Source organism: Streptomyces sp. ISL-1 (assembly GCF_018614585.1).
GTDB lineage: Bacteria > Actinomycetota > Actinomycetes > Streptomycetales > Streptomycetaceae > Streptomyces > Streptomyces maoxianensis.
In genome coordinates this window covers 101147-123379 of sequence record NZ_JAGGOI010000053.1, presented here as the reverse complement: position 1 = coordinate 123379, position 22233 = coordinate 101147, and the positions used below count along the sequence as shown (strand labels likewise).

At 71.3% G+C, this 22233-nt stretch carries 19 protein-coding genes; 9 read left to right on the top strand and 10 right to left on the bottom strand.

The features are described from left to right. Positions 1-1038 (top strand): 2-oxoglutarate dehydrogenase, E2 component, dihydrolipoamide succinyltransferase (gene sucB / locus J7E87_RS31010; RefSeq protein ID WP_215097932.1); only part of this gene is annotated, 1038 nt, incomplete at its 5' end. A gap of 204 nt (positions 1039-1242) precedes the next feature. Next, positions 1243-1866 carry a GntR family transcriptional regulator gene (locus tag J7E87_RS31005; RefSeq protein WP_215097931.1) on the top strand — a complete coding sequence of 208 codons (624 nt, stop codon included), beginning with the start codon at positions 1243-1245 and terminating at the stop codon, positions 1864-1866. Between the two features lie 321 nt (positions 1867-2187). On the opposite strand, the gene J7E87_RS31000 is transcribed toward J7E87_RS31005, so the two are convergent. Next, positions 2188-2340 carry a hypothetical protein gene (locus J7E87_RS31000; RefSeq protein WP_215097930.1) on the bottom strand — a complete coding sequence of 51 codons (153 nt, stop codon included), beginning with the start codon at positions 2338-2340 and terminating at the stop codon, positions 2188-2190. 284 nt (positions 2341-2624) lie between these two features. Beyond that, entirely contained in the window at positions 2625-4109 is a 1485-nt protein-coding gene (locus J7E87_RS30995) for a glycosyltransferase family 87 protein (protein WP_215097929.1), read from the bottom strand. Positions 4110-4838: 729 nt separating this feature from the next. Here J7E87_RS30995 and aceE point away from each other — a divergent pair. Further along, positions 4839-7508, top strand: coding sequence for a pyruvate dehydrogenase (acetyl-transferring), homodimeric type (gene aceE / locus J7E87_RS30990; RefSeq protein WP_215097928.1), 2670 nt, complete (start codon positions 4839-4841; stop codon positions 7506-7508). A gap of 109 nt (positions 7509-7617) precedes the next feature. After that, complete coding sequence (locus J7E87_RS30985; protein WP_215097927.1) at positions 7618-8592, top strand: YafY family protein; 975 nt, start codon at positions 7618-7620, stop codon at positions 8590-8592. A 172-nt stretch (positions 8593-8764) separates the two neighbouring features. Here the strand turns inward: J7E87_RS30985 and J7E87_RS30980 are convergent, their stop codons facing one another. Both J7E87_RS30980 and J7E87_RS30975 read right to left on the bottom strand, forming a co-directional pair. Continuing rightward, a complete protein-coding gene (locus J7E87_RS30980; protein WP_215097926.1) occupies positions 8765-9589 on the bottom strand; it encodes a hypothetical protein in 825 nt (274 codons plus the stop codon). Between the two features lie 4 nt (positions 9590-9593). Further along, positions 9594-9797, bottom strand: coding sequence for a hypothetical protein (locus J7E87_RS30975; RefSeq protein ID WP_215097925.1), 204 nt, complete (start codon positions 9795-9797; stop codon positions 9594-9596). 269 nt (positions 9798-10066) lie between these two features. On the opposite strand from J7E87_RS30975, the gene J7E87_RS30970 reads away from it, so the two are divergent. Beyond that, the gene (locus J7E87_RS30970) at positions 10067-11071 is read left to right on the top strand and encodes a LuxR C-terminal-related transcriptional regulator (RefSeq protein WP_215097924.1); all 1005 of its coding nucleotides are present in this window, start codon (positions 10067-10069) and stop codon (positions 11069-11071) included. On the opposite strand, the gene J7E87_RS30965 is transcribed toward J7E87_RS30970, so the two are convergent. The 4 genes from J7E87_RS30965 to J7E87_RS30950 all read right to left on the bottom strand — a co-directional run bounded on the left by J7E87_RS30965 (position 11006) and on the right by J7E87_RS30950 (position 15175). Then, complete coding sequence (locus J7E87_RS30965) at positions 11006-12055, bottom strand: DMT family transporter (RefSeq protein WP_215097923.1); 1050 nt, start codon at positions 12053-12055, stop codon at positions 11006-11008. The two genes, J7E87_RS30970 and J7E87_RS30965, sit on opposite strands and share 66 nt — an antisense overlap. A gap of 67 nt (positions 12056-12122) precedes the next feature. Continuing rightward, a complete protein-coding gene (locus J7E87_RS30960; protein ID WP_215097922.1) occupies positions 12123-12851 on the bottom strand; it encodes a 2OG-Fe dioxygenase family protein in 729 nt (242 codons plus the stop codon). A gap of 60 nt (positions 12852-12911) precedes the next feature. Beyond that, a complete protein-coding gene (locus tag J7E87_RS30955) occupies positions 12912-14117 on the bottom strand; it encodes an argininosuccinate synthase-related protein (RefSeq protein WP_215097921.1) in 1206 nt (401 codons plus the stop codon). A 128-nt stretch (positions 14118-14245) separates the two neighbouring features. Next, a complete protein-coding gene (locus tag J7E87_RS30950; protein WP_215097920.1) occupies positions 14246-15175 on the bottom strand; it encodes an SDR family oxidoreductase in 930 nt (309 codons plus the stop codon). Between the two features lie 111 nt (positions 15176-15286). Between J7E87_RS30950 and J7E87_RS30945 the strand changes: the two genes are divergently transcribed. Further along, entirely contained in the window at positions 15287-15808 is a 522-nt protein-coding gene (locus tag J7E87_RS30945) for a DUF4240 domain-containing protein (RefSeq protein ID WP_215097937.1), read from the top strand. 28 nt (positions 15809-15836) lie between these two features. Here the strand turns inward: J7E87_RS30945 and J7E87_RS30940 are convergent, their stop codons facing one another. Next, complete coding sequence (locus J7E87_RS30940) at positions 15837-16334, bottom strand: GNAT family N-acetyltransferase (protein ID WP_215097919.1); 498 nt, start codon at positions 16332-16334, stop codon at positions 15837-15839. A 44-nt stretch (positions 16335-16378) separates the two neighbouring features. On the opposite strand from J7E87_RS30940, the gene J7E87_RS30935 reads away from it, so the two are divergent. After that, complete coding sequence (locus J7E87_RS30935; protein WP_251018247.1) at positions 16379-17269, top strand: TIGR01777 family oxidoreductase; 891 nt, start codon at positions 16379-16381, stop codon at positions 17267-17269. A 191-nt stretch (positions 17270-17460) separates the two neighbouring features. Continuing rightward, positions 17461-18831, top strand: a complete 1371-nt coding sequence (locus tag J7E87_RS30930) for an NAD(P)/FAD-dependent oxidoreductase (protein WP_215097917.1) — start codon at positions 17461-17463, stop codon at positions 18829-18831. 845 nt (positions 18832-19676) lie between these two features. Here the strand turns inward: J7E87_RS30930 and J7E87_RS30925 are convergent. Further along, complete coding sequence (locus J7E87_RS30925) at positions 19677-21122, bottom strand: regulator (protein WP_215097916.1); 1446 nt, start codon at positions 21120-21122, stop codon at positions 19677-19679. Between the two features lie 242 nt (positions 21123-21364). On the opposite strand from J7E87_RS30925, the gene lipB reads away from it, so the two are divergent. Continuing rightward, the gene (gene lipB, locus J7E87_RS30920; RefSeq protein ID WP_215097915.1) at positions 21365-22159 is read left to right on the top strand and encodes a lipoyl(octanoyl) transferase LipB; all 795 of its coding nucleotides are present in this window, start codon (positions 21365-21367) and stop codon (positions 22157-22159) included. Positions 22160-22233: the final 74 nt, after the last annotated feature.

The following is a 22233-nucleotide window of genomic DNA, read 5'->3' as shown; positions in this document are numbered from 1 at the left end:
CCGGCACCGGCACCGGCACCTGTGTCTGCTCCCGCTCCGGCTCCGGCGGCCCCCGCGCCCGTTACTCCGGCCCCGGCTGCTCCGGCGGCCCCCGCCGCGGGTGACGCCGGTGACGCGTACGTGACCCCCCTGGTCCGTAAGCTCGCCGCCGAGAACGGCGTGGACCTGTCCACGGTCAAGGGCACCGGCGTCGGTGGCCGTATCCGCAAGCAGGACGTCGTCGCCGCCGCGGAGGCCGCCAAGGCCGCTGCCGCCGCTCCGGCTCCGGCCGCCGCCGCTTCGAAGGCCCCGGGCGTTTCCGTCGCGCCGTCCCCGCTGCGCGGTCAGACCGTCAAGATGACCCGGATGCGCAAGGTCATCGGCGACAACATGATGAAGGCCCTGCACAGCCAGGCCCAGCTGACCTCGGTCGTCGAGGTCGACATCACCAAGCTGATGAAGCTGCGCGCCAAGGCCAAGGACGCCTTCGCCGCCCGTGAGGGCGTCAAGCTGTCCCCGATGCCGTTCTTCGTCAAGGCCGCGGCCCAGGCGCTGAAGGCCCACCCGGTCATCAACGCCCGGATCAACGAGGACGAGGGCACCATCACGTACTTCGACTCGGAGAACATCGGCATCGCCGTGGACTCCGAGAAGGGTCTGATGACGCCGGTCATCAAGGGCGCGGGCGACCTGAACCTCGCCGGCATCGCCAAGAGGACCGCGGAGCTCGCGGGCGCCGTGCGCTCCAGCAAGATCACCCCGGACGACCTGGCGGGCGCGACCTTCACCGTCAGCAACACCGGTTCGCGCGGTGCGCTGTTCGACACGATCATCGTGCCGCCGAACCAGGCCGCCATCCTGGGCATCGGCGCCACCGTCAAGCGCCCGGTGGTCATCAACCACCCGGAGCTCGGCGAGACCATCGCCATCCGCGACATGACGTACGTCGCGCTCTCCTACGACCACCGTCTGGTGGACGGCGCCGACGCCGCCCGCTACCTGACGAGCGTCAAGGAGATCCTGGAGGCCGGCGAGTTCGAGGTCGAGCTCGGCCTGTAAGGCTCCAGCACTGTGAATGTGCCCCTGTCCGGTCCGCCGGACAGGGGCACATTCATGTACACGCCCCGCCCTCCGCGCCCAAGGCCCGTGCCGGGCACGCCGGTTTGACCGCGGTCAGCGCTCAGCGTTCCGGGCGACGGCATAGCCTGCTTCGTCTCGGCGGCAATAATGACAAGGTCCGCGCTGCCCTCCCCAGGAGCCCTCATGACCCCGCCCGTCATCCACTCGCTGCGCGAACAGATCCGCGAGCACATCGTGGAGGGGATCGTCAGCGGCCGCTGGAAGCCCGGCGAGCGGATCGTCGAGCGGCGGATCGCGACGGAGCTGCAGGTGTCCCAGACGCCGGTGCGCGAGGCGCTGCGGGAGCTGGAGAGTCTGCGGCTGATCGAGTCGGCGCCCAACAAGGGTGTACGTGTACGGAGCCTCACGGCCGCCGACCTGGAGGAGAGCTACCCCGTACGGGCAGGCCTCGAGCAGATCGCGGCCGAGCTGGCGGCGGGGCGGCTGGCGGAGGACTGTTCCGCGCTGGAGCCGCATGTGGCCGGGCTGTACGCGGCGGACAGGGCGGGCGACTCGGCCGCTCAGGTGCGGCACACGGTCGGATTCCACCGGGAACTGGTGCGGGCGGCGAAGAACGGCGTGCTGCTGCACACCTGGGAGGGGCTGGGGATCGAGGTGTTCACGGCGCTGTCGATCCGGTGGCTGGGGACGGTGCAGAAGTCGTACGCGGAGGAGCACGAGGAGCTGGTCGAGGCGTTTCGCCGCCGTGACCCGGAGATCGGTGCGCTGGTGAAGGCGCACGTGTTGGGCTGCGCGCCGCGGGCGTGAGGGCCGGGCAACGACCTTGCCTCACGGCTCATCTCTCACGAATCCAACCTCAGCAATACGGAGATAGTGGAACACCTGCGCCTGGTGCTCGTCGCCGCACACCAGGGCACCGTCAATCTGATCGCCCACACCCTCCGGCTGCTGTTGACCGATCGCCGGTTCCGCGGAAGCCTCGCCGGCAACTATGCGCTTCCGGTGGAAGCGCTGCGCAAAGCGCTTCGGGACCGGCTGGTGGGATCCCTCCACGAGCCGGAACAGCTGATGCTGGACTCATACTGGCAATTCTCTGTGAGCAAGGGATTCGATGACATCCCTGCTCTCCTACCGCAGGTGTTTCTCCACTACGACCCGCTCACTCAGCAGCAGAGGATGCAGCGGGCGGAGGGGCAGGTGCTCGTGCGTCAGCGTATGGACTTCCTGCTGCTCGCTCCCGGTGGCCGCCGGTACGTCCTGGAGCTGGAGGGGAAGCAGCACTACTCGCGCAATGGGGAGGCAGCGCCGGACCTGTACGCGGAGATGGTGCGGGAAGACCGGCGTATCGGCTCCAGGGCTATGACGTGTACCGGTTCGGGGGCGCGGAGTTCATCAGCAAGCAGGCGGCGGACGCGATGCTGTGCGAGTTCTTCGGAGAGCTGCTCGGCGTGTAGCACTGCCTCGCGGGTCTGTGGCGGAAGGCGCAGCCCGGCCCTGGCAGGACCCCGGCTACCGTGCCGCCGGGGCGCCCAGGCACCCCGAGTGTTCCTTCCCGCCGACGCGGCTCAGCGTCGGCGGGAGGGCGGGGCTACTTGCTGGAGCTGACCAGCAGCATCTGGAATTGCGTCCTGGCCTGGCTCATCATCATGGGATGGCTGAGCAGATGGACCTGCCGCGGTTGCGGAGCCTGGCGCGGTGGGTGCCGTGGATGCCGTGTGCGTCGTAGCCGCCGTTGCCTTCCACAGGCGTTGGCAGGAGAGCAGGGCAGCCGTGACCAGCAGACCATTGCGTACGACCATCAGCGTGATGCCCAGCGCCGAGCCGTACATGACGTCCAGGTAGTAGGTCGGAAAGGCCAGGGCGGTCACGGCACTCGCGGCCAGCAGCACGAGTGCCACCGGGCGCTGGGTGGTGTGCCGGGAAGTGAGGCAGACCGCGGCCAGGCCCAGCAGCCAGACCAGGTACTGAGGGCTGATCACCCGGCTGGTGACGGTGAACAGCAGGACGGCGGCGAGTGCGGCGTCGAACGGTGTCGCGGTGGTCCACTGCGCGGCTCTGCCCCGCCAGAACATCAGCCAGCCGAAGGCGGCGGCCGTGAGCAGCATGGACAGCTGGGCGACGGTCGCCACGTGCGCGCCGCTGAACTCCAGGGCACCGTAACGGGACTCGACCCAGATCGGCATGCCCGATGCCCGCATCAGCGACAGCACGGTCCCGCCCAGTGACTCGATCTGCACGCCCCTGGCGCCCTGTTGCTGCAGGAAGTCGAGGCTGTGCCGGAAGCCGAGGGCCAGTACGGCGAGCAGCGCGCCCGCGGCCGCGGCGGCGGACAGCCAAGCCTGCCGGCTGGTGTGCCCTCTCTCCGTGCCCACCAGGGTGAGCAGCGGCCAGACCTTGATCATGGCGCCGAGCGCGGCGAACACGCCGCCGAGGCGCGGGTGGCGCCGGGCGCTGAGCAGGGCCAGCACGGCGAGGGCCGTGACCTGGATGTCGAACCGTCCGTGCGGCACATTCAGCAGCAGCGGCAGTCCGCCGGTCCACATCCAGGCCCCGGCGAGGCTCCGGCCCTGGCGGGCCAGGGCCAGAGTGACGATCGCGTCGGCGAGAAGGGTGAGGACGAGAAACGCCTTGAAGTAGTCGAGGAACGGCAGCGTCGAGGGGAACAGGAACACCAGACCGGCGCCCGGCGGGTACTGCCAGGTGACGTCATTGACCGGGAACGAGCCGTCGGTCAGCTGCTGGTACCAGCGCGGGTAGAGGAAGTTCACCTCGTCCGAGACATTGCTGACGCCGATGCTGTCCTGGACCAGCAGGAACAGCATGCCGAGCCGGGTCAGGGACCAGACCGCGTAGAGCGCCACGATGGATTTCTTTGCCGTCCAGGCGTCGGCGTACCGTGCCGCGCGGGCGAGGGCGCGGGCTGTTCCGCCGGGACTGCCAGGGCTGCCGGGACTGCCGGGCGAGGAGTCGTGCCGGCGGGGATCAGCTGTGTCCTGGCTGTGCTCCGGGGCGGAGGCGCTGCCCAGAGTGCCGGTCTTCTGCTGCGTCATGGACCGGCAATTTATCCCCGTTCAGCCTGATTCTCTGGCAGTGAACCGCTCGTTCTCCACCACGGCTGCAGCGATCACCCGAGGTGCTCAGCCCGTCCCGTTCCTGCCGCCCCCGTCGGGAGCTGCCCGCTCCTATCCTGGGGAGTAGTTGTCCGGCTCGTGGGGAACGAGGAGGAAGCCGCGGTGGCCGATCAGATCACCGGCAGCGAGCAGGCGATCGAGCACCAGGGACCGGGACATGCGGGGCGTGCTGTGGGCGCGGTGCGGGTTCAACCCGGTGGACGACCGCGGTCGGCCGAGCCGCGGTCCGGTCGTCCTCAAACGCCGGGGCTTGATGGGGCGCGCACCGCGCCGCCGGTCAACAGTTCCGTCCTCAAACGCCGGACAGGCTTGAATCGCACCGGTTTCGCCCTCAGGCGGGCTTGAATCTCACCCCGAGACGCCCGTTGGGGGTTCACCGGACAAAGCCTGGGGGATCAAGGACGGTCACGCCGGGTCACCGGATCAAGCCCGGTGACCGGCGCACCGCCACCATCGCGCCCGGAATGCACCCATTTCTCGCGGCACCGAGTGCCCCATTTCGCGGCACCGCATGCCAATTTCGCCCAACCTTTGATCGATCATCGATCAGAGACTTACAGTTGCCCCGGGGTTCACCAACTCCTCGCCCTGTCCTGCCAGACAAGGCCCCCCTTTCTCCACCCCCCTCCTGTCCGGAAGGCGGCGACCATGACCGACCCCGTAGGCAAGCTTCCGAGCGAGCTCGACCAGCTCCCGGACCGCGATGCCGAGGAAACCGCCGAGTGGGCGGCGTCCCTCGACGCCGTCACCCGGCACGCGGGCCCGCACCGCGCCGCGTACCTGATGCGCCGTACCCTCCAGCACGCCGAGAGCGCCGGGGTCCCCGTGCCCAGGCTGCTGGAGACGGACTACGTCAACAGCATCCCCACCGCCGCCGAGCCTGCCTTCGACGGCGATGAGGCGCTGGAGGCCCGCATCACCGCGTGGAACCGCTGGAACGCGGCCGCGATGGTCACCCGCGGCTCCCGCTTCGGCGTCGGCGGCCATATCGCCACCTTCGCCTCCGCGGCCTGGCTCTACGAGACCGGCTTCAACCACTTCTTCCGCGGCAAGGAGGGCGACGGCAGCGGCGACCAGCTCTACATCCAGGGCCATGCGTCCCCCGGCATCTACGCTCGCGCCTTCCTCGACGGACGCCTGTCCGAGCAGCAGCTCGACAACTTCCGGCAGGAGGCAGGCGGCAACGGCCTCCCGTCCTACCCGCACCCGCGCCGGCTGCCCTGGCTGTGGGAGTTCCCCACCGTCTCCATGGGCCTCGGCCCGCTCTCCGCGATCTACCAGGCACGCTTCAACCGCTACCTGGAGAACCGGAAGATCAAGGACACCTCGAACTCGCACGTCTGGGCCTTCCTCGGGGACGGCGAGATGGACGAGCCCGAGTCGACCGCCGCCCTCGCCCTCGCGTCCCGTGAGCGGCTCGACAACCTGACCTTCGTCATCAACTGCAATCTGCAGCGCCTCGACGGCCCGGTCCGCGCCAACTTCAAGATCGTGCAGGAGCTGGAGGCCCAGTTCCGCGGCGCCGGATGGAATGTCGTCAAGTCGCTTTGGGGCTCCGCCTGGGACGAGCTGTTCCAGCTCGACACCACCGGCGCGCTGGTGCGCCGCCTGCGCGAGGTGCCGGACGCACAGTTCCAGACGTACGCGACCCGGGACGTGGCGTACATCCGCGAGCACTTCTTCGGCGCCGAGCCGGCGCTCGTCGAGCTGTCGAAGCTGATCAGCGACGCGAAGATCGCCGAGTGCTTCTTCACCTCCCGCGGCGGCCACGAGGCCCGCAAGGTGTACGCCGCGTACAGGGCTGCCGTCGAGCACAAGGGCGCGCCGACGGTGATCCTCGCGCAGACGGTGAAGGGCTACACCCTCGGCAAGGGCTTCGAGTCGAAGAACGCCAATCACCAGACGAAGAAGCTGACGATCGACGAGTTCAAGGGCATGCGCGACCTGCTCGAGCTCCCGATCCCGGACAGCGCCTTCGCGGACGGCCTGGTGCCCTACGGCCACCCCGGCGCCGACTCCCCCGAGGTCCGCTACCTCACCGAGCGCCGCGCCGCCCTCGGCGGCCCCGCCCCGGCCCGCCGGGTGCGTGCGGTGGTGCTGCCCGAGCCGGACGAGCGCGGCTTCAAGGCGCTCGCAAAGGGCTCCGGCAAGCAGGAGATGGCCACCACGATGGCCTTCGTACGCCTGGTCAAGGATCTGATGCGGGACAAGGAGACCGGCAGACGCTGGGTGCCGATCGTCCCGGACGAGGCCCGTACCTTCGGCATGGAGTCGCTCTTCCCGTCGGCCGGCATCTATTCCCCGCTGGGCCAGACGTACGAGCCGGTCGACCGCGACCAGTTGATGTACTACAAGGAAGCCAAGGACGGCCAGATCCTCAACGAGGGGATCACCGAGGCCGGCGCTATGGCGGACTTCATCGCCGCGTCCACGTCGTACGCGACGCACGGCGAGCCGATGATCCCGTTCTACATCTTCTACTCGATGTTCGGCTGGCAGCGCACGGCCGACCAGATGTGGCAGCTGGCCGACCAGCTCGGCAAGGGCTTCATCGTCGGCGCGACGGCCGGCCGTACGACGCTGACGGGCGAGGGCCTGCAGCACGCCGACGGCCACTCGCACCTGATCGCGTCAACGAACCCGGCGTCGCTCAACTACGACCCGGCCTTCGCGTACGAGATCGGTGTCATCGTCAAGGACGGTCTGCGCCGGATGTACGGTCCGGCGGCGGAGAACGTCTTCTACTACCTGACGGTCTACAACGAGCCGAAGGTGCAGCCCGCGATGCCGGAGGGCGTCGAGGAGGGCATCCTGCGCGGTCTCTACCGCTTCAAGGAGGGTGTGGCCGCCACCGCGGACGCCCCGCGGCTCCAGCTGCTCGCTTCGGGCACGGCGATCCACTGGGCCCTCGATGCACAGGAACTGCTCAGCTCCGACTGGGGAGTCGCCGCCGACGTCTGGTCCGCGACCTCCTGGGGCGAGCTGCGCCGGGACGCGCTGGAGGCCGAGGAGGCGCTGCTGCGCGGCGAGCAGCGCACCCCGTACGTCACCCAGGCGCTGGAGGACGCTCCCGGCCCGGTCCTGGCCGTGTCCGACTGGATGCGCCAGGTCCCCGACCAGATCAGCCAGTGGGTCGAGCAGGACTACTCCTCGCTCGGCACGGACGGCTTCGGCCTCTCCGACACGCGTGCGGCGGCCCGGCGCCACTTCGGCGTCGACGCCCAGTCGATCACGGTCGCGGCGCTGGCCCAGCTGGCCCGGCGCGGCGAGGTCCCGGCCTCGGCCGTGAAGGAGGCGCGCGAGCGCTACGGCCTGTAGATGGGCCCTGAGTGACCCCCGGCGGCCCGACGGCCGCCGGGGGTTTCGTCGTTGCCCATCGGTCATCCCCGCGCCCATCGGCCATCCCGCGCTCGGCCATCATGGGGCCATGCGCGCTACCCGGCTGATCAAGATGGTGCTGCTCCTCCAGGCAAGGCCCTCCATGACCGGGGCCGAGCTGTCGCGCGAGCTCGATGTGTCGGAGCGGACCATCACCCGGGACGCCCTCGCGCTGTCCGAGGCGGGTGTTCCGGTCCAAGCCGACCGGGGGCGGGCCGGCGGCTACCGGCTGGTCGGCGGCTACCGCACCCGGCTGACCGGGCTGGGCCGCAGTGAGGCCGAGGCGCTCTTCCTCTCCGGGCTGCCGGGCGCGCTGCGGGAGATGGGCCTTCAGGACGCGGCGTCCGCGGCGCGCCTGAAGGTCTCCGCGGCTCTGCTGCCCTCCCTGCGGGACGCCTCCGACTCGGCGGCTCAGCGCTTCCATCTGGACGCCCCCGGCTGGTACCAGGAGCCCGGGACGCCCGAGCTGCTGCCCGCCGTCGCGGAGGCGGTGTGGGACGACCGGCTGCTGTCCGCCCGCTACCGGCGCCAGGATGCCGAGGTGGAGCGGGAGTTGGCTCCGTACGGCCTCGTGCTCAAGGCGGGCGCCTGGTATCTGTGCGCCCGCGCCGACGGCGGCACGGGCACGGTCCGCGTCTACCGGATCGACCGGTTCACCGCGGTGACGCTCGGCGATGAGCGGTTCGAACGGGACGAGGGCTTCGATCTGCCGGGGTTCTGGGCGGAGCGGGCGACCCAGTTCGCGCGCTCGATCCTCCGTAGCGAGGTGGTCGTGCGCCTCTCGGAGGCGGGGGCCAAGCGGCTGCCGTACGTCGCCGACCGCGCCGCCGCGCGCGAGGCACTGGAGGCAGCCGGGGCAGCGGACGAGGAGGGCCGGGTGACGGTCACGCTGCCGGTGGAGTCCGCGAATGTGGCGTACACCCAACTCCTGTCCCTGGGACCGGAGGTGGAGGTCCTGGGGCCGCCGGAGCTCCGCGAGCGCTTCGCGGAGGCAGTGGCTCGCATGGGCGGTCTGTACACCTGACGAGCCGGTACGGCGCTGCCGTCCCGTTCCCGTCGCGGGACCGCGGGGCGCCCCTGACCGCGCCCCGCTCATGGCGACGCGGGGGCCCGTCCCGTTTTCCGTCCGGGGCGCCGCGGCCCGTCCGTCGAGTGGCCGGGGGGTCGTGCCCCGTCACCGTGGCCCTGACCGTGACTCAGTGCGGGTCCCGCGCCGGGCACACGACGTGCAGGCGCGAGACACGCCAGCCGTCGCCCACCACGCCTCCGCCCGCCGCCAGGAGCACCCCGGAACGGGCACGTACGGCGGCGGACAGGGCGTGGCCGCGCACGGCCGGGGCATCCACGAGGGCCTGGGCCAGTGCGGTCACGGCGGTCCTGGCCCGCCGTACCGCGCACATCTGCGGATGGACCGCCCACACCGTCCGGTCACGGGCAGCCTCTGCGAGCGCGGCGAAGGAACCCAGCCCGCAGTCGGCGACGGTCAGCACCGGCCCTCGTACGTCTGTCACCGCCACGAGGCGGGCGAAGCGGTCCTGCGGGGCGAGGACGGCGAGTGCGGCGGACCCGCCGCTCTCCAGGCCCGCGGCGGCGGCCTCCTCGCCCACCTGCCGGGCCAGCTCGGGCCAGCCGTCGCCGTCGCCGTGGACGACCGACAGGGTGCCGGCCCCGAGCGCGCTCGCGCCCTCGATGATGGCGCGGGCGAGTGCGTCCGTGTCCGGCATCCAGCTGAGAGCGCAGCCGCCGGCCTGGACGAACGGCAGCAGGCAGACGAGTCCGGCCGCGCGGTAGGCGGGCAGGGCGTCCCGGGCGGCGCTCACATCGCTGTGGCCGATGACGGCCGCGTAGCCACCCACTGCGACGGCGTCCGTCGCGCCGGGGGTCTCGTCGTGGACGTGCCATTCGACGGCGCCGGTACCCATGGCCCGGACCTGCTCGACCTGGCTGAGGAGTACGGCCCCCCAGGCGGCCCGCGGACCGGTCAGGGGTGCCACTACCGCCACCACCGGCTGTGCTGTCACGGGATCAGCCCCAGATGAACGAGCGGTCCGTGCTCGCCGTGCTCGTCGAATCAACCGCGCCCGCCGCGGCCGTCGCGACCAGTGCCGGCGCCGTGGGCTCGGCACCGTTCACGGCGAACGCCCCGAGCGCGAGGAGCACGGTCGCCGTCAGCCGCGCAGGCTCGGCGAACGAGCGTCGTGCATGCGGTGCCGCATGGGAAACAAACACGGGAACCCCCTGGAAGAAAACGACCGGATGTTGATCAATGTGTCGGGTTCAGCATGTTCCGGCCGCCTCACCTGCGGCTATGCCCAGCGTTGTTCCGGGACCGGCCATGGCCGGGGGCGGACGGGCCGGGATCGCCGAGTCGGAGGTTCCTGACGTGAGACGACCGTCCGCATGTCGGAACGCACCTGGTAACGGCCCTGGGCCTTTCTTATGATCATCGAAGGGAGCGCGGGGGGGGGCGTGCCCACAACAGCGGAGAGAAGTTTTGCGTGGACACACGGGCCAGGGCTCAGGAGCTGTACCGGATCGCTCTGGACGACGCTGCATGGAGACCGGAACTGCTCACCGACGAACGCGGCTGGAGCGGCACGGATTTCGCGGCGGCCCTCCAACTGCTCAGCCGCCTCGACCTGTTCGTACCGGCCCCGGAGACGCGCAGCGGCTGGACCGCGCTCGCGCCCGACACGGCGCTCCGTAATCTGCTCCTGGAGGAGGAACGCCACACGGGCTCCCTGCTGGCAGCCGTGCAGCAGACACGTTCCGCGCTGGCGCAGGTCGTCGCGGACTTCCAGCCGGTGCACGCAAGGGAGTTGTCCTCCGTGCACATGGAGGTGGTGACGGGCACCGCCAATGTGTCCGCCGCGCTGGAGGACGCCTCGCATCGGGTCGAGGACGAGGTGCTGTCGCTGCACCCGGGCCGTGCGTTGCAGGCCGGGATGATCGAGGCGGGGCTGGAGCGGGACCGCCTGGCACTCGGGCGGGGCGTACGTATACGGACCATTCATCTGGGGTCCGCGGCAGCCGTGCCGCACATGACGGCGTATCTGCGCCGGCTGACCGCTGCCGGGGCCCAGGTGCGGACGGCTCACACCCTGCCCCTGCGGCTGATCGTGGTGGACCGGTCCCTGGCGGTCGTCCCCGCGCCGGTGTCCGCCGACGGGGACATCGCGGCGATCGTGCTGCGCAGCGAGACCCTGGTGGAGGTACTCCGGGGGATCTTCGAGCACTGCTGGGCGGGTGCGAACGTCCTGACCGACACCGGCTCCGGTAGCGAGGCCCTCGCGGGCGACGCCGAGTGGCAGCCGACGGGCAGGCACCGCGAACTGCTGCGGATGCTGTCGGGTGGACTGACGGACGAGGCGATGGCCCGCAAGCTCGGTGTCTCCGAGCGCACGGTCCGCCGCCTCGTTTCCGAACTGACCGAACGGTTAGGCGCGGCCAGCAGGTTTCAGGCCGGGGTGTGTGCCGTCCGCCTCGGCTGGCTCGACGACTGACGGCGCACCTTGGGGCTCCGCGGCGACAGGCGGCCCGCCCGCGGCGCAGCCCCCCGCGGGGTTGGTCTTCGCGGGGTCGGTCTTCGCGACGGGATCGGCGGCCGTGCGCCCCCAGGCCGTACCGGCGAGGATCAGCACGATCCCGAGCAGGCCGAGCCACCCCGGCCGGTCCCCCGCCAACGTGATGCCGACGACGGCCGCCCACACCGGCTCCGTACCGAGCAGCAGGCTGACCCGCGACGGGGAGGTACGCCGCACGGCCCACATCTGCACGAAGAAGGCGAACAGCGTGCAGAACACGGACAGATGCAGCAACCACAGCCAGTCGCCGAGCCCGAAGTCCGCCGCCGCGGCCCAGGGCATGGCGCCTGTGCCGGGCACCGCGCACAGCACGGCGAAGACGAGGACCGCGCTGCTCAGCTGAACGGTTGTCAGGGACATCGCGTCCGCACCCTGCACCGACCGCATCCGCGACATCGCCAGCACATGCACGGTGCGGGCGAGGGCCGCACCGAGCATGAGCAGATCACCCAACGACGGCTCAGTGAACCCCGCCCCCTGAGTCAGCAGCACGATGCCCAGTACGGAGAGTCCCGCGGCCGCGACGAACGACCTCGGCAGCCCGGTGCCGTGCATCCTGCTCTCGGCGATCGGCGTGAAGATCATGGTGAGGCTGATGATGAGCCCGGCGTTGGTCGCCGAGGTGTGCACGACTCCGTACGTCTCCAGGAGGAAGATCCCGGCGAGGACCAGCCCGAGAAGTCCCGCCCCGCGTATCTGCGCACCGCTGAGCGCGCGCAGCTTCCGCCACCCCGCGATCACCAGGACCGGCAGCACCAGGGCGAAGCGCAGCACCAGGACCGCCAGTACGGTCTGGCCGGTGGTGACGCCCTTGGCTGCCAGGTAGCTCGAGCCCCACACCACTGCGACCAGCAGTACGGGCAGATCGGTCAGCCAGGTACGGCGGGCCGCGGTGACGGTCATGGGGCTCCTCGGCACAGGATGTTCTGCGGAGATGTTCGGACGAAGACGTGCGGAGGCGTGCGGCGTCTCAGCGCGCCGTGTAGGCGATCACCAGGACGTCGCGGTGGCCGGCGAGATCGGGGGCCGCCGGCTGCACCGGGGTCACCGAGTGCAGGGTGCGGCGGTCGTCGCCCAGCAGCAGGTCACCGGGCTCGGACAGCGTAGTCGTCAGCAGATGGTCGCCCTCGTCCGTATAGACGCCGCTCTCACCGCCGGTGACGTTGGTGCGGTTGATCATCAGCGACGTAATGAACGTCACGCCATCGCGGTGCCGGCCTTCGGGCGCGGGCTGACCCTGCTCGTCGGCAGAGGCGTTGATCCGGTACGGGTGGAGCTGGACGTTCCAGTTCCGCGTACCGTCCACCGCCGTGAAGATCCGGCCGAGCTCGACGAGCACCGAACGCAGCACAGGGTCGCCGGCGAACGAGTCCGTCAGCGGATCGAGGAAGCGCTCGATGCCGCCGTTGAGCGGGTTGATCTCCGACTCCTGACGGTAGGGCGCGTGGGGCAGCAACGTGAGCTCGCCCGCCTGCGCGTCGAGCTCGAACTGGCCGTAGCGGCGGTACCGGTAGGTGCCGCCGTCGGCCATATAGGTGTCGAGAGTCAGCTCGTCCCAGTGCGCGGCGAAACGGGCCCAGTCACCGGCAGACACTCCGGCGAGGGTGGACAGGGCGGCGGAGGGCATCAGGTGGCCGCCGGGCCCGGCCAGGCTCCGGACGGCGTCGAGGGCGACGGTGTGGGCGACAGCAGTGGTCATAAGGGAGCTCCAGAAAGGTCAAGGACGCCGGCGGACGACCCGCCAGTCGGCGGAAACGGATCAGACAGCGGTGAGCAGCGCCTCGGTACGGGCGAAAGGCGCCGACTCCGCGGCGATCGCCCGGTCCTCCCAGGCCTCGCGGTCACGGAGGTACAGCGGCTCGGGAACGGTGATGGCTCGGGTGTCGGCCCCGCCGTTACGCAGCCGCCAGGTCACCGATCCGGTCGTGCGGGCTGCACAGGCGTCAATGAACGTCTGGACGGCGAGGCGGAGTTCGCCGAACCAACGGCCTTCGAGCGCCTCGCGCACCCAGACCTGCTCCAGGTGCCGCTTCTCACGGATGAGTTCGGCGTCCAGGCAAGCGCTCTCGATGTGGCGGTAACTGCTCAGCAGCAGCCATGCGGCCGGCATCTCCCGGATCTCGAGGACCTTCTCGCCGTGGTCGAGGTGTTCGAGACCGGAGTAGCGGCCGAGTCCGTAGGCACCGACCCGCCGGTTGAGCTGGTCGATCACATCGGTCAGCGGCAGCGGGAGACCGTCGACGGCGACGGGCAGTCCGCGCTCGAAGGTGACGGTCACGGTGTCGCAGTCCGAGGGAGCGGCGGTCGGCCGGCTCCAGGTGTACATCTCGTCGGGGACGTGGTGCATCTCGGGGTCGTCGAGGATGCCGGACTCGAACTCCCGGCACCACAGATTGGAGTCGCCGCTGACGATCCGCCCGGCGAGAAGATCAACACCGGCGGCGCGCAGCTCGACGAGCTTGTCGTCACGGGTGACGGGGTCCAGATCGTACGGGCTGCCGAAGACGCGCTCGTAACCGAGCAGCGACAGGGCGCCGTTGAGGCGGCGCAGGGTGTTCTGCGACCGGTTGGCGGTGTGCAGGAGGGCTTGGGCACCGAGTACCCGGGCCAGGTCGACCGCGGCGTGGGCGATCAGCGGGCGGCTGAGGGTGGAGCTGACCGGGTGGATGCCGAGGTAAACCGCCTGCGCGGCGATCGCGGGGGCCACGTACTGCCCGGCGAACTCCGCGCGCCTGTCAAGGATGTGGACGGTGGCGCCGAGCGCCTCGGCAACCTGGCGTTTGTAGGAGCTGGACTCGTCCTCCCCGATGTCCACGCTCACGGCGTGCACCTCGCGGATGCCCATGCGGCGCAGCCGGAGCAGCAGGTACGAGCTGTCGAGCCCACCACTGAACAGGGTGACGACGGGGCGCGCGGGATCCAGGGATTCGAGCTGCGAGAAGGAACGTATGAGCGGGGACGTCATGGGCTCTCCAACTTCTGTACTGGTTACAGAGGAGACCCTGCCGCGCGGACACCCTGCCGGACAATGCGTTCCCCCCGTCCGTGCCCGGCCATGACCGGACCCGGAAACGGGGGGAACCCCCGGCTGCTCTACCGGTAGTCGGCCATGGACGGGTCCGCGCCCGCCGCCTCCTCCGCCATGTACGTCCAGACGTCCGGCCTGCTGCCGTCCGCGTCCGTGACGCCGTACACCTTCGCCAGCTGCCCGCTGGAGAGCGACTGCCCGTTCCAGCGGGCCCGCTCCGGGTCCGCGGCGAGCGCCGCGACCCCCCGGCCGACATAGACCGGCGACTCGGACAGCGCCCAGTGCGACTGCTTGTCGGTCGCGTCGCGCCAGGTCTCCTCCGTGACGCCGAAGATGTCGAGCATCTCCTCGGAGCGCAGAAAGCCCGGCGTGACGGACACCGCCGTGCCGCCGACGCTCTTCAGCTCCTCGCCCAGGACGAAGGCCATCCGGATCGGGCCGTTCTTGGCGAGGTCGTAGTAGAAGTTCTCGCGGAAGCGCTTGTTGGTCTCGGCCGTGCCGTCGGTGACCTCGACGACCAGGCCGCCCGGCCGCCGCACCAGCAGGGGCAGCGCGATGCTGCTGGTGATGATGTGGCTCTTCACGCCGAGCTCGATCATCCGCAGCCCGCGGCTCAGCTCGACGTCCCACATCCTCGTGTCGAAGTCGAGCAGGTGGTTGCCGCCCCAGATGTCGTTGACCAGGATGTCGAGCCGTCCGTGGTCGCGGTCGATCCGCCCGACGACCGCCCGTACCTGCTCGGGCTCCAGATGGTCCGCCGGTACGGCGATGCCCTCGCCGCCCGCCGCCGTGACCAGCTCCGCCGTCTCCTCGATGGTCTCCGTCGACCGGCCGACCTCGCTGACGCGCTCGCGAGTGGTACGTCCCGTCACATACACCGTCGCTCCGGCCGCGCCCAGCTGTACGGCGATGGCGCGGCCCGCGCCCCGGGTGGCCCCCGCGACGAGTGCGACTTTCCCTGTCAGTGGTGTGCTCGTCGGTGTGTCCGTCGTCATGGGCCGACAGTCGCACGGATACCCGACATCTCCTGTCCGCCATTCGAAAAAGTCAGCATTTCGGTGGCTCCGCGTGCGCCGCCCCCCGCCAACCAGGATGCTTGTCCCGTGATGGACGAGACGGAGTTCTGGGAGATCATCGACAGCACCCGCGAGGCCGCCGAGGGCGACCCCGAGGACCATGCCGAGCTGCTGGTCGAGCGGCTGCTGCAGCTCGACCCCGACTCCGTGCTGGACTTCGCCCGGCACTTCGAGGCCCGCTACAACCGCGCGTACACCTGGGATCTGTGGGGCGCGGCCGCGGTGCTGCTCGGCGGCGCGAGCGACGACGCCTTCGACTACTTCCGCTGCTGGCTGATCGGGCAGGGCCGGGAGATCTTCGAGGGCGCGCTGCACGATCCGGACTCGCTGGCCGAGCTGCTCGATGAGTTCGACGAGGACATCGACGGGGACGGCGAGGAGCTGGGCTACGCGGCGGACGAGACGTACGAGCAGCTCACCGGGGTCGTCGCGCCCGATCTCGGGATCGCGCCGCAGGCGGCCGAGCCGGCCGGGACGCCGTTCGACTTCGACAATGACGAGGCGCTGGCGCAACGTTTCCCCCGACTCTGGGAACGCTTCGGGAACCTGTGAGAACTCCGTCCCGGCTGGGGGCCGTTGCTCACTCGGTGAGGCTGCGGCCCATCATCACGTCGTCGACGTACTGCCCGTCCAGGCAGAACTCCCCCGGCAGTACGCCCTCGACCGCGAAGCCCTCCGACTCGTACAGCGCGCGGGCCGGTCTGTTGTGGCCGAGCACCCGCAGGGTGATGCGCACCGCGCCCTGCCGCCGCGCCTGGTCGAACGCCGCCCGCACCAGCGCCCGCCCGGTACCCTCCCCGCGCGCCCGGTCGGCCACGGCGAGGCCCTGGATCTGCCGCACATGCTGGTTGCAGGCGAGCGGGGTGGGCGGGACCAGCCGGATGTAGCCGGTGACCGTGCCATCGGCCTCCTCGGCGACGAGGAAGTCCTCGGGCCGGTGGTTCGAGTCGAAGAAACTGTCGTACGGCGGCCTCGGCCTCGGCTGTACCGCGTGCAGCGGCGACCAGGTCTCCCGGTCGAGCTCGCCGAGGGCCTCCTCGTCGGTGCGCAGTGCGGGGCGTATGTGCGACTCGGGCATGACGGTCACTGTGCCATGCGGCCGCACGGGGGCAGGATGTGCCCATGCGGATCGCGGTCACCGGCTCCACCGGACTCATCGGTACGGCACTTGTGCGCTCACTGCGCTCGGACGGGCATGAGGTGGTGCGCCTGGTGCGCCGCCCCGCGCGGGCCGGGGACGAGGTGGAGTGGGACGCGCACCGGCAGTACGTCGACGTGGGCGGCCTGGCCGGCTGCGAGGGCGTCGTGCACCTCGCCGGGGCGGGGATCGGCGCCCGCCGCTGGAACGACGCGTACCGCAAGGAGATCCGGGACAGCCGGGTGCTGGGCACGGCCGCGATCGCGGAGGCGGTCGCCTCCCTGGACGTACCGCCCCGGGTGCTGATCGTCGGAAGCGCGGTCGGTTTCTACGGCGACACCGGAAACCGTGCCGTGGACGAGAGCGCGCCGCCCGGCGACGGGTTTCTGCCAAATCTGGTCGTGGAGTGGGAGGAGGCGGCCGCCGCGGCGGAGGAGGCGGGCATCCGTACCGCCTTCGCCCGCACGGGGCTTGTGGTGGCGCGCAAGGGCGGGGCGTGGGGCCGGATGTTCCCGATCTTCAAGGCGGGCGTCGGCGGGCAGCTCGGCAATGGCCGGCAGTACTGGAGCTACATCTCGCTGCACGACGAAGTGGCGGCGCTGCGGCACATCCTGGACACCGAGTCGCTGTCCGGTCCGGTGAACCTCACGGCCCCTCACCCGGTCACCAACCGCGAGGTCACCGAGGCGATGGGCAGGGCGCTGCGGCGTCCCGCGTTCTTCGCGGTCCCGGCGCCGGTGCTGCGCGCCGTTCTCGGCGAGCTGGCCGAGGATGTGCTGAGCAGTCAGCGGGTGCTGCCCAACCGGCTGCTGGAGTCGGACTTCTCGTTCGCGTTCCCGGGCATCGACGAGGCGATCCGCGCGGTACTGCGGTAGTCCGGTGCCCGGACCGCGGGGGCGGGCGGAACAGCGGGAAGAAGTGTGCGCCCCCGCGCCCCGGTGCTCCAGCGCATGCGCGACTCGCGGTTCGGCCACCGCTGCCTACTCTCGGTCCGAACTCGGGCATTCCGGGGTCCTGTTGGGGGCATGAGCCTCCCACCAGCCGCGCCGACCTCGGGGAGGGGCACGTGCTCAGCAGCACCGCTCACCATGCGGACGTCGTCATCGTCGGGGCCGGGATCGCCGGTCTCTCGGCGGCTCATCAACTCACCGGCGCAGGCCTCAAGGTCAGTGTTCTGGAGGCCGCCCCTGAGGTGGGCGGGAGGATGGCCACCGAGGAGATCGACGGATTCCGGCTCGACCGCATCGGCCAGTTGCTCAACACCTCGTATCCCGAACTGCACCGTACAAAGGGGCTCGCGGACGTCGTGCTGCGCCCCTTCTCGCCCGGTGTGCTCGTGCACAGCGGGGGGCGGCTCCAGCGGACCGGAGAGGTGGTCGCGCGGACCGTAGAGGTGGTCGCGCGGTCCGGTGAACCAGGGAGCGCACGATGGGGGTCCCCGCACGCCCTCCGGGGCGTAGGGGGAGCATTCACCGTCGCACGCGCCCTCGCGAGCGCCCCCAGGCCGCTCGACCAGGCCAGGCTCAGCGCGTCCCTGGCCCGACTCGCGGCCACGCCGGTGGAGCGCCTGCTGGCCCGTCCCGAGCGGCCGACGGCTGGCTCGCTCTGCGCCCGCGGCGTGCCGGCCCGTACGGTCCACGGCTTCCTGCGCCCGCTGCTGTCCTCACTGCTCTGCGACCCGGCGCTGACCACCTCGAGCAGGTGCGCCGATCTGGCCCTGCGCGGCTTCGCACGCGGCCGGATGTGCGTACCGGAAGGCGGCGCGGCGGCACTGCCCCAGCAGCTGGCGGCCGCCCTGCCGCCCGGCACCGTACACACGGGGATACGCGTCACCGACGCCTCCATCAGCAGCGTCATGACGGAGGAATACGGCGAACTCGGCTGCCGTGCCCTGGTGCTGGCCACCGGCGCCCGCGCGGCCGCCGAGCTGCTGCCGGGCCTGCGCGTGCCGGGCTTCCACCAGGTCACGGTGCTCCACCACACCGCGCCCGAGGCCCCGCTCGCCGACCCGGCCCTGGTACTGGACGCGGACCGCAGCGGGCCCGTCGCGCACACCACCGTGATGAGCGAGGTCGACCCCTCACGCGCGCCGGTCGACCGCGTGCTGATCTCCTCGACCGTGCTCGGGACTCCCCCGCCGCAGCTGGACAAGGCCGTCCGCGCCCATCTCGCCACGCTGTACGGCACGCCGACCGACGACTGGGAGCTGCTCGCGGTCCACCACGACCCGGAGGCGGTCCCGGCGATGCCCCCGCCCCACGATCCGCGCCGCCCGGTACGGCTGCTGTCAGGCCTGTACGTCTGCGGGGACCACCGCGATACGAGTACGGTCCAGGGCGCGCTGTTCTCGGGCCGCAGGGCGGCGGACGCGATCCTGCGGGACTTCGGCGTCCAGCCGGGCCATGCGGAGGCGGCCGCGCTGTCGGCGGTGGCGTAGCTACTGGGGCTGGGCCGTGGTCGGGGCTCCGCCCCGGGCCCTCCCCCTGCGGGCGTGGGGCCCCCACCCCTCAATCACCGGCAGGAAATTAAGCCCGTCCGGCGATTGAGGACACGGCCGAAGGCCGTGCGGGGTCTGGGGCGAAGCCCCAGTCACGGGATGGGGATACCTCCCACGGCCGCCAGGCCGTAGGGGACGGGCGGGCAGCGGAAAGTCCCGTCGGCGACTGAGGCGCCGAGATCCGGAGGCCCCGGGCGGTCCGGGGATCCAGAGGTCCCGGGCGGTCCGGGGATCCGGAGGTCCCGGGCGGTCCGGTGGGTCCGGAGGTCCCGGAAGTCCGGAAGTCCCGAGGATCCGGAAGTCCCGAAGATCCGGAAGTCCCGAAGATCCGGAAGTCCCGAAGATCCGGAAGTCCCTGAGGGTCGCGGGGGTTCCTGAGGTCCGGAGGCCCCGGGCGGTCCGGAGGACCGGAGGGCCGGAGGGCCGGAGGGCCGGAGGGCCGGAGGGCCGGAGGCCCCGGGCGGTCCGGAGGACCGGAGGGCCGGAGGGCCGGAGGGCCGGAGGGCCGGAGGGCCGGAGGGCCGGAGGGCCGGAGGGCCGGAGGACCGGAGGGCCGGAGGACCCGGCCGGTCTGGGGGCCGGAGGGCCGGAGGGCCGGAGGGCCGGAGGGCCGGAGGACCGGAGGGCCGGAGGACCCGGCCGGTCTGGGGGCCGGAGGGCCGGAGGGCCGGAGGGCCGGAGGACCCGGCCGGTCTGGGGGCCGGAGGATCCGGAGGACCGGAGGGCCGGAGGACCCGGCCGGTCTGGGGGCCGGAGGATCCGGAGGACCGGCGGCGCCCCCGGGTTCAGCCCAGCGCTGCCACCCGGTCGCGATAGTTCCGCGCCGCCGCCGCGTCCCGGTACGGCTCCAGCCGCCGCTCGAATTCCCGTACATACTCCGTCGCCCGCGCCGACCGCATCTCCGACGCCTGCAGCGCCGCCTCCGCCCCCAGCGCGCACGCCTGGTCCAGCTCTCCGAGGCCGAGCCGGGCGGAGGCCAGCACCACGCGGCAGAAGACCCGGCTGCGCGCGAACGCCGGGGCGCGCAGTTGGAGCGAGCGCTCCGCGTGCTGCGCCGCGGAGCGGTACTGCTGCAGATCCCGGTGGCAGTGCCCGAACTCGTCGGCGAGCTGCGCCTCGTCGAAGAGCCGCGCCCAGTGCGGCACATCGTCCCCGGGCCGCGCCGTCTCCAGCGCCCGTTCGGCCCGTACCAGCGCGGCGGTGCACGCCCGCGCGTCGCCGAGCACACCGTGCCCGCGCGCCTCGACGGCGTGCAGCAGCGCCTGCACCAGGGGCGGGGCCGACGAACCCACACCCTGCTGGGCGACGCGCGTCAGCTGCACCGCCTCCCGGCCGTGCCCGAGATAGACCGCCTGGCGGCTCATGGTCACCAGCACATAGGAGCCGTACGCACGGTCTCCGGCGGCCTGGGAGAGCCGCAGCGCCTGGACGAAGTAGCGCTGGGCGAGGCCGTGGGCGGCGATGTCGTACGAAGTCCAGCCGGCCAGCCGGGTCAGATCGGCGGCCGCGGCGAACAGCCGCCGCCCGGTGACCTCCCCATAGGTGCCGCGGAGCATCGGCTCGGCCTCGTGCTCGAGATAGCGGACCAGCGCCTGCCGGACGTGCCCGCCGCCGTAGGCGTGGTCGAGGGTGCGAAAGAGCTCGCCGACCGAGCGCAGGGCCGCGATGTCGCCGTTGGAGACCTTCTGGCCGGGCCCCCGGTCGGTGGACCGCTGCCGGGGTACGGAGGCCCGGCCCTGCACGGGGACGCGGGCGGTCCCGTTCTGCACGGCCTCCCCGCGGCTGACCCGTTCGTCGGCCCGCCCGATCAGCCAGTCCCTGCTCGGCACGACAAGTCCGGCCGGGGTGAACGCGATCTTCCGCAGCTCCGCGTGGCTGCCGGTGTCCTTGCGCCACAACCCGCTGACGATGTCCACGGCCTCTTCCGGCGTGGCCGCGAACTCCAGACCGGCGTAGACGGGCGCACAGGCGTCGAGCCCCAGATCCTGCGCCGACAGCCTGCGGCCGAGCCGCCGGGTGAACACCTCGGCGATCAGGGCGGGGGTGGTGCCGCGTGGCTGCTGGCCGCGCAGCCAGCGGGTCACGGAGGTTTTGTCGTACCGCAGATCCAGTCCGTGCTCCAGCCCGAGCTGGTCCACTCGGCGGGCAAGACCTGCATTGGAGAATCCGGCTTCTGCGATGAGCGCGGCGAGCTGGCGGTTGGGGATGCGCTGTGGGGGTCGTTCCGTCATCAGCTGTGCGGTCTCCTGCCTTCCGGGCCGCGAGCAGCCCTCATGGAACGGCGTGAATTTAGCGGCCCCTCGCGCCCGGACCGCCACCTTCGCCCCACATTCATCCGATCGTGTGAGGATTGGGGAAGTCGCTGACGGGACGCACCTGCCCCGTCGGCCTCTCACGAGCCGCCGTACAGTGGCGTGGGCGTGATGAGTGCAGGATGAAGGTTCTGCAGGTGAGGGTCGAGGGAGGCTCAGCCGTGAGTGAGCTGCGGTTCGTACCACTGGGGTTCGGCGACCAAGCCGTCGAGTACCAGGAGGCGTGGCAGAAGCAGCGCGAGGTCCACGCCGCCCGGTTCGCCGACGAGATCGAGGACACCTGCCTGCTCCTGGAGCACCCGCCCGTCTATACGGCCGGCCGGCGCACAGCGGACAGCGAGCGTCCCCTGGACGGCACCCCCGTCGTCGACGTCGACCGCGGCGGCAAGATCACCTGGCACGGCCCGGGGCAGCTGGTGGGTTACCCGATCGTGAAGCTGCCGCGCCCGGTGGACGTTGTAGCCCATGTCCGCAGGCTCGAGGACGCGCTGATCCGCACCTGCGCGGAGTTCGGCCTGGAGACCAGCCGCGTCGAGGGCCGCAGCGGTGTGTGGGTGCTTGGCGACCCGGTCGAGGACCGCCCGGCGATCGGCGGTCTCGCGCTGGACTTCGACCCACGTCTGCAGGACGAGGAGTTCGACCCGCGGCTGAACGGCCCGGAGTACGCCCCCTCCAACGCCGGCCAGCGCCGCGAGGACCGCAAGCTCGCGGCCATCGGCATCCGTATCGCCAAGGGCGTCTCGATGCACGGCTTCGCGCTGAATGTGAACCCGGACAACACCTGGTTCGACCGGATCGTGCCGTGCGGGATCCGGGACGCGGGGGTGACGTCGCTGACGAACGAGCTGGGCCGTGAGATCACGATCGCCGATGTCCTTCCGGTGGCCGAGAAGCACCTGCGGGCCGTACTGGAGAACGCAGACCTGCGACCGAGGGCCGTCGAGGCCGCCGTCTAGGGAATGCACCCCTGTGGCCTGGGGTTGTCCACACGTTGGACCACACAAATAACGGGCGTACCCTGGGGTCCGCC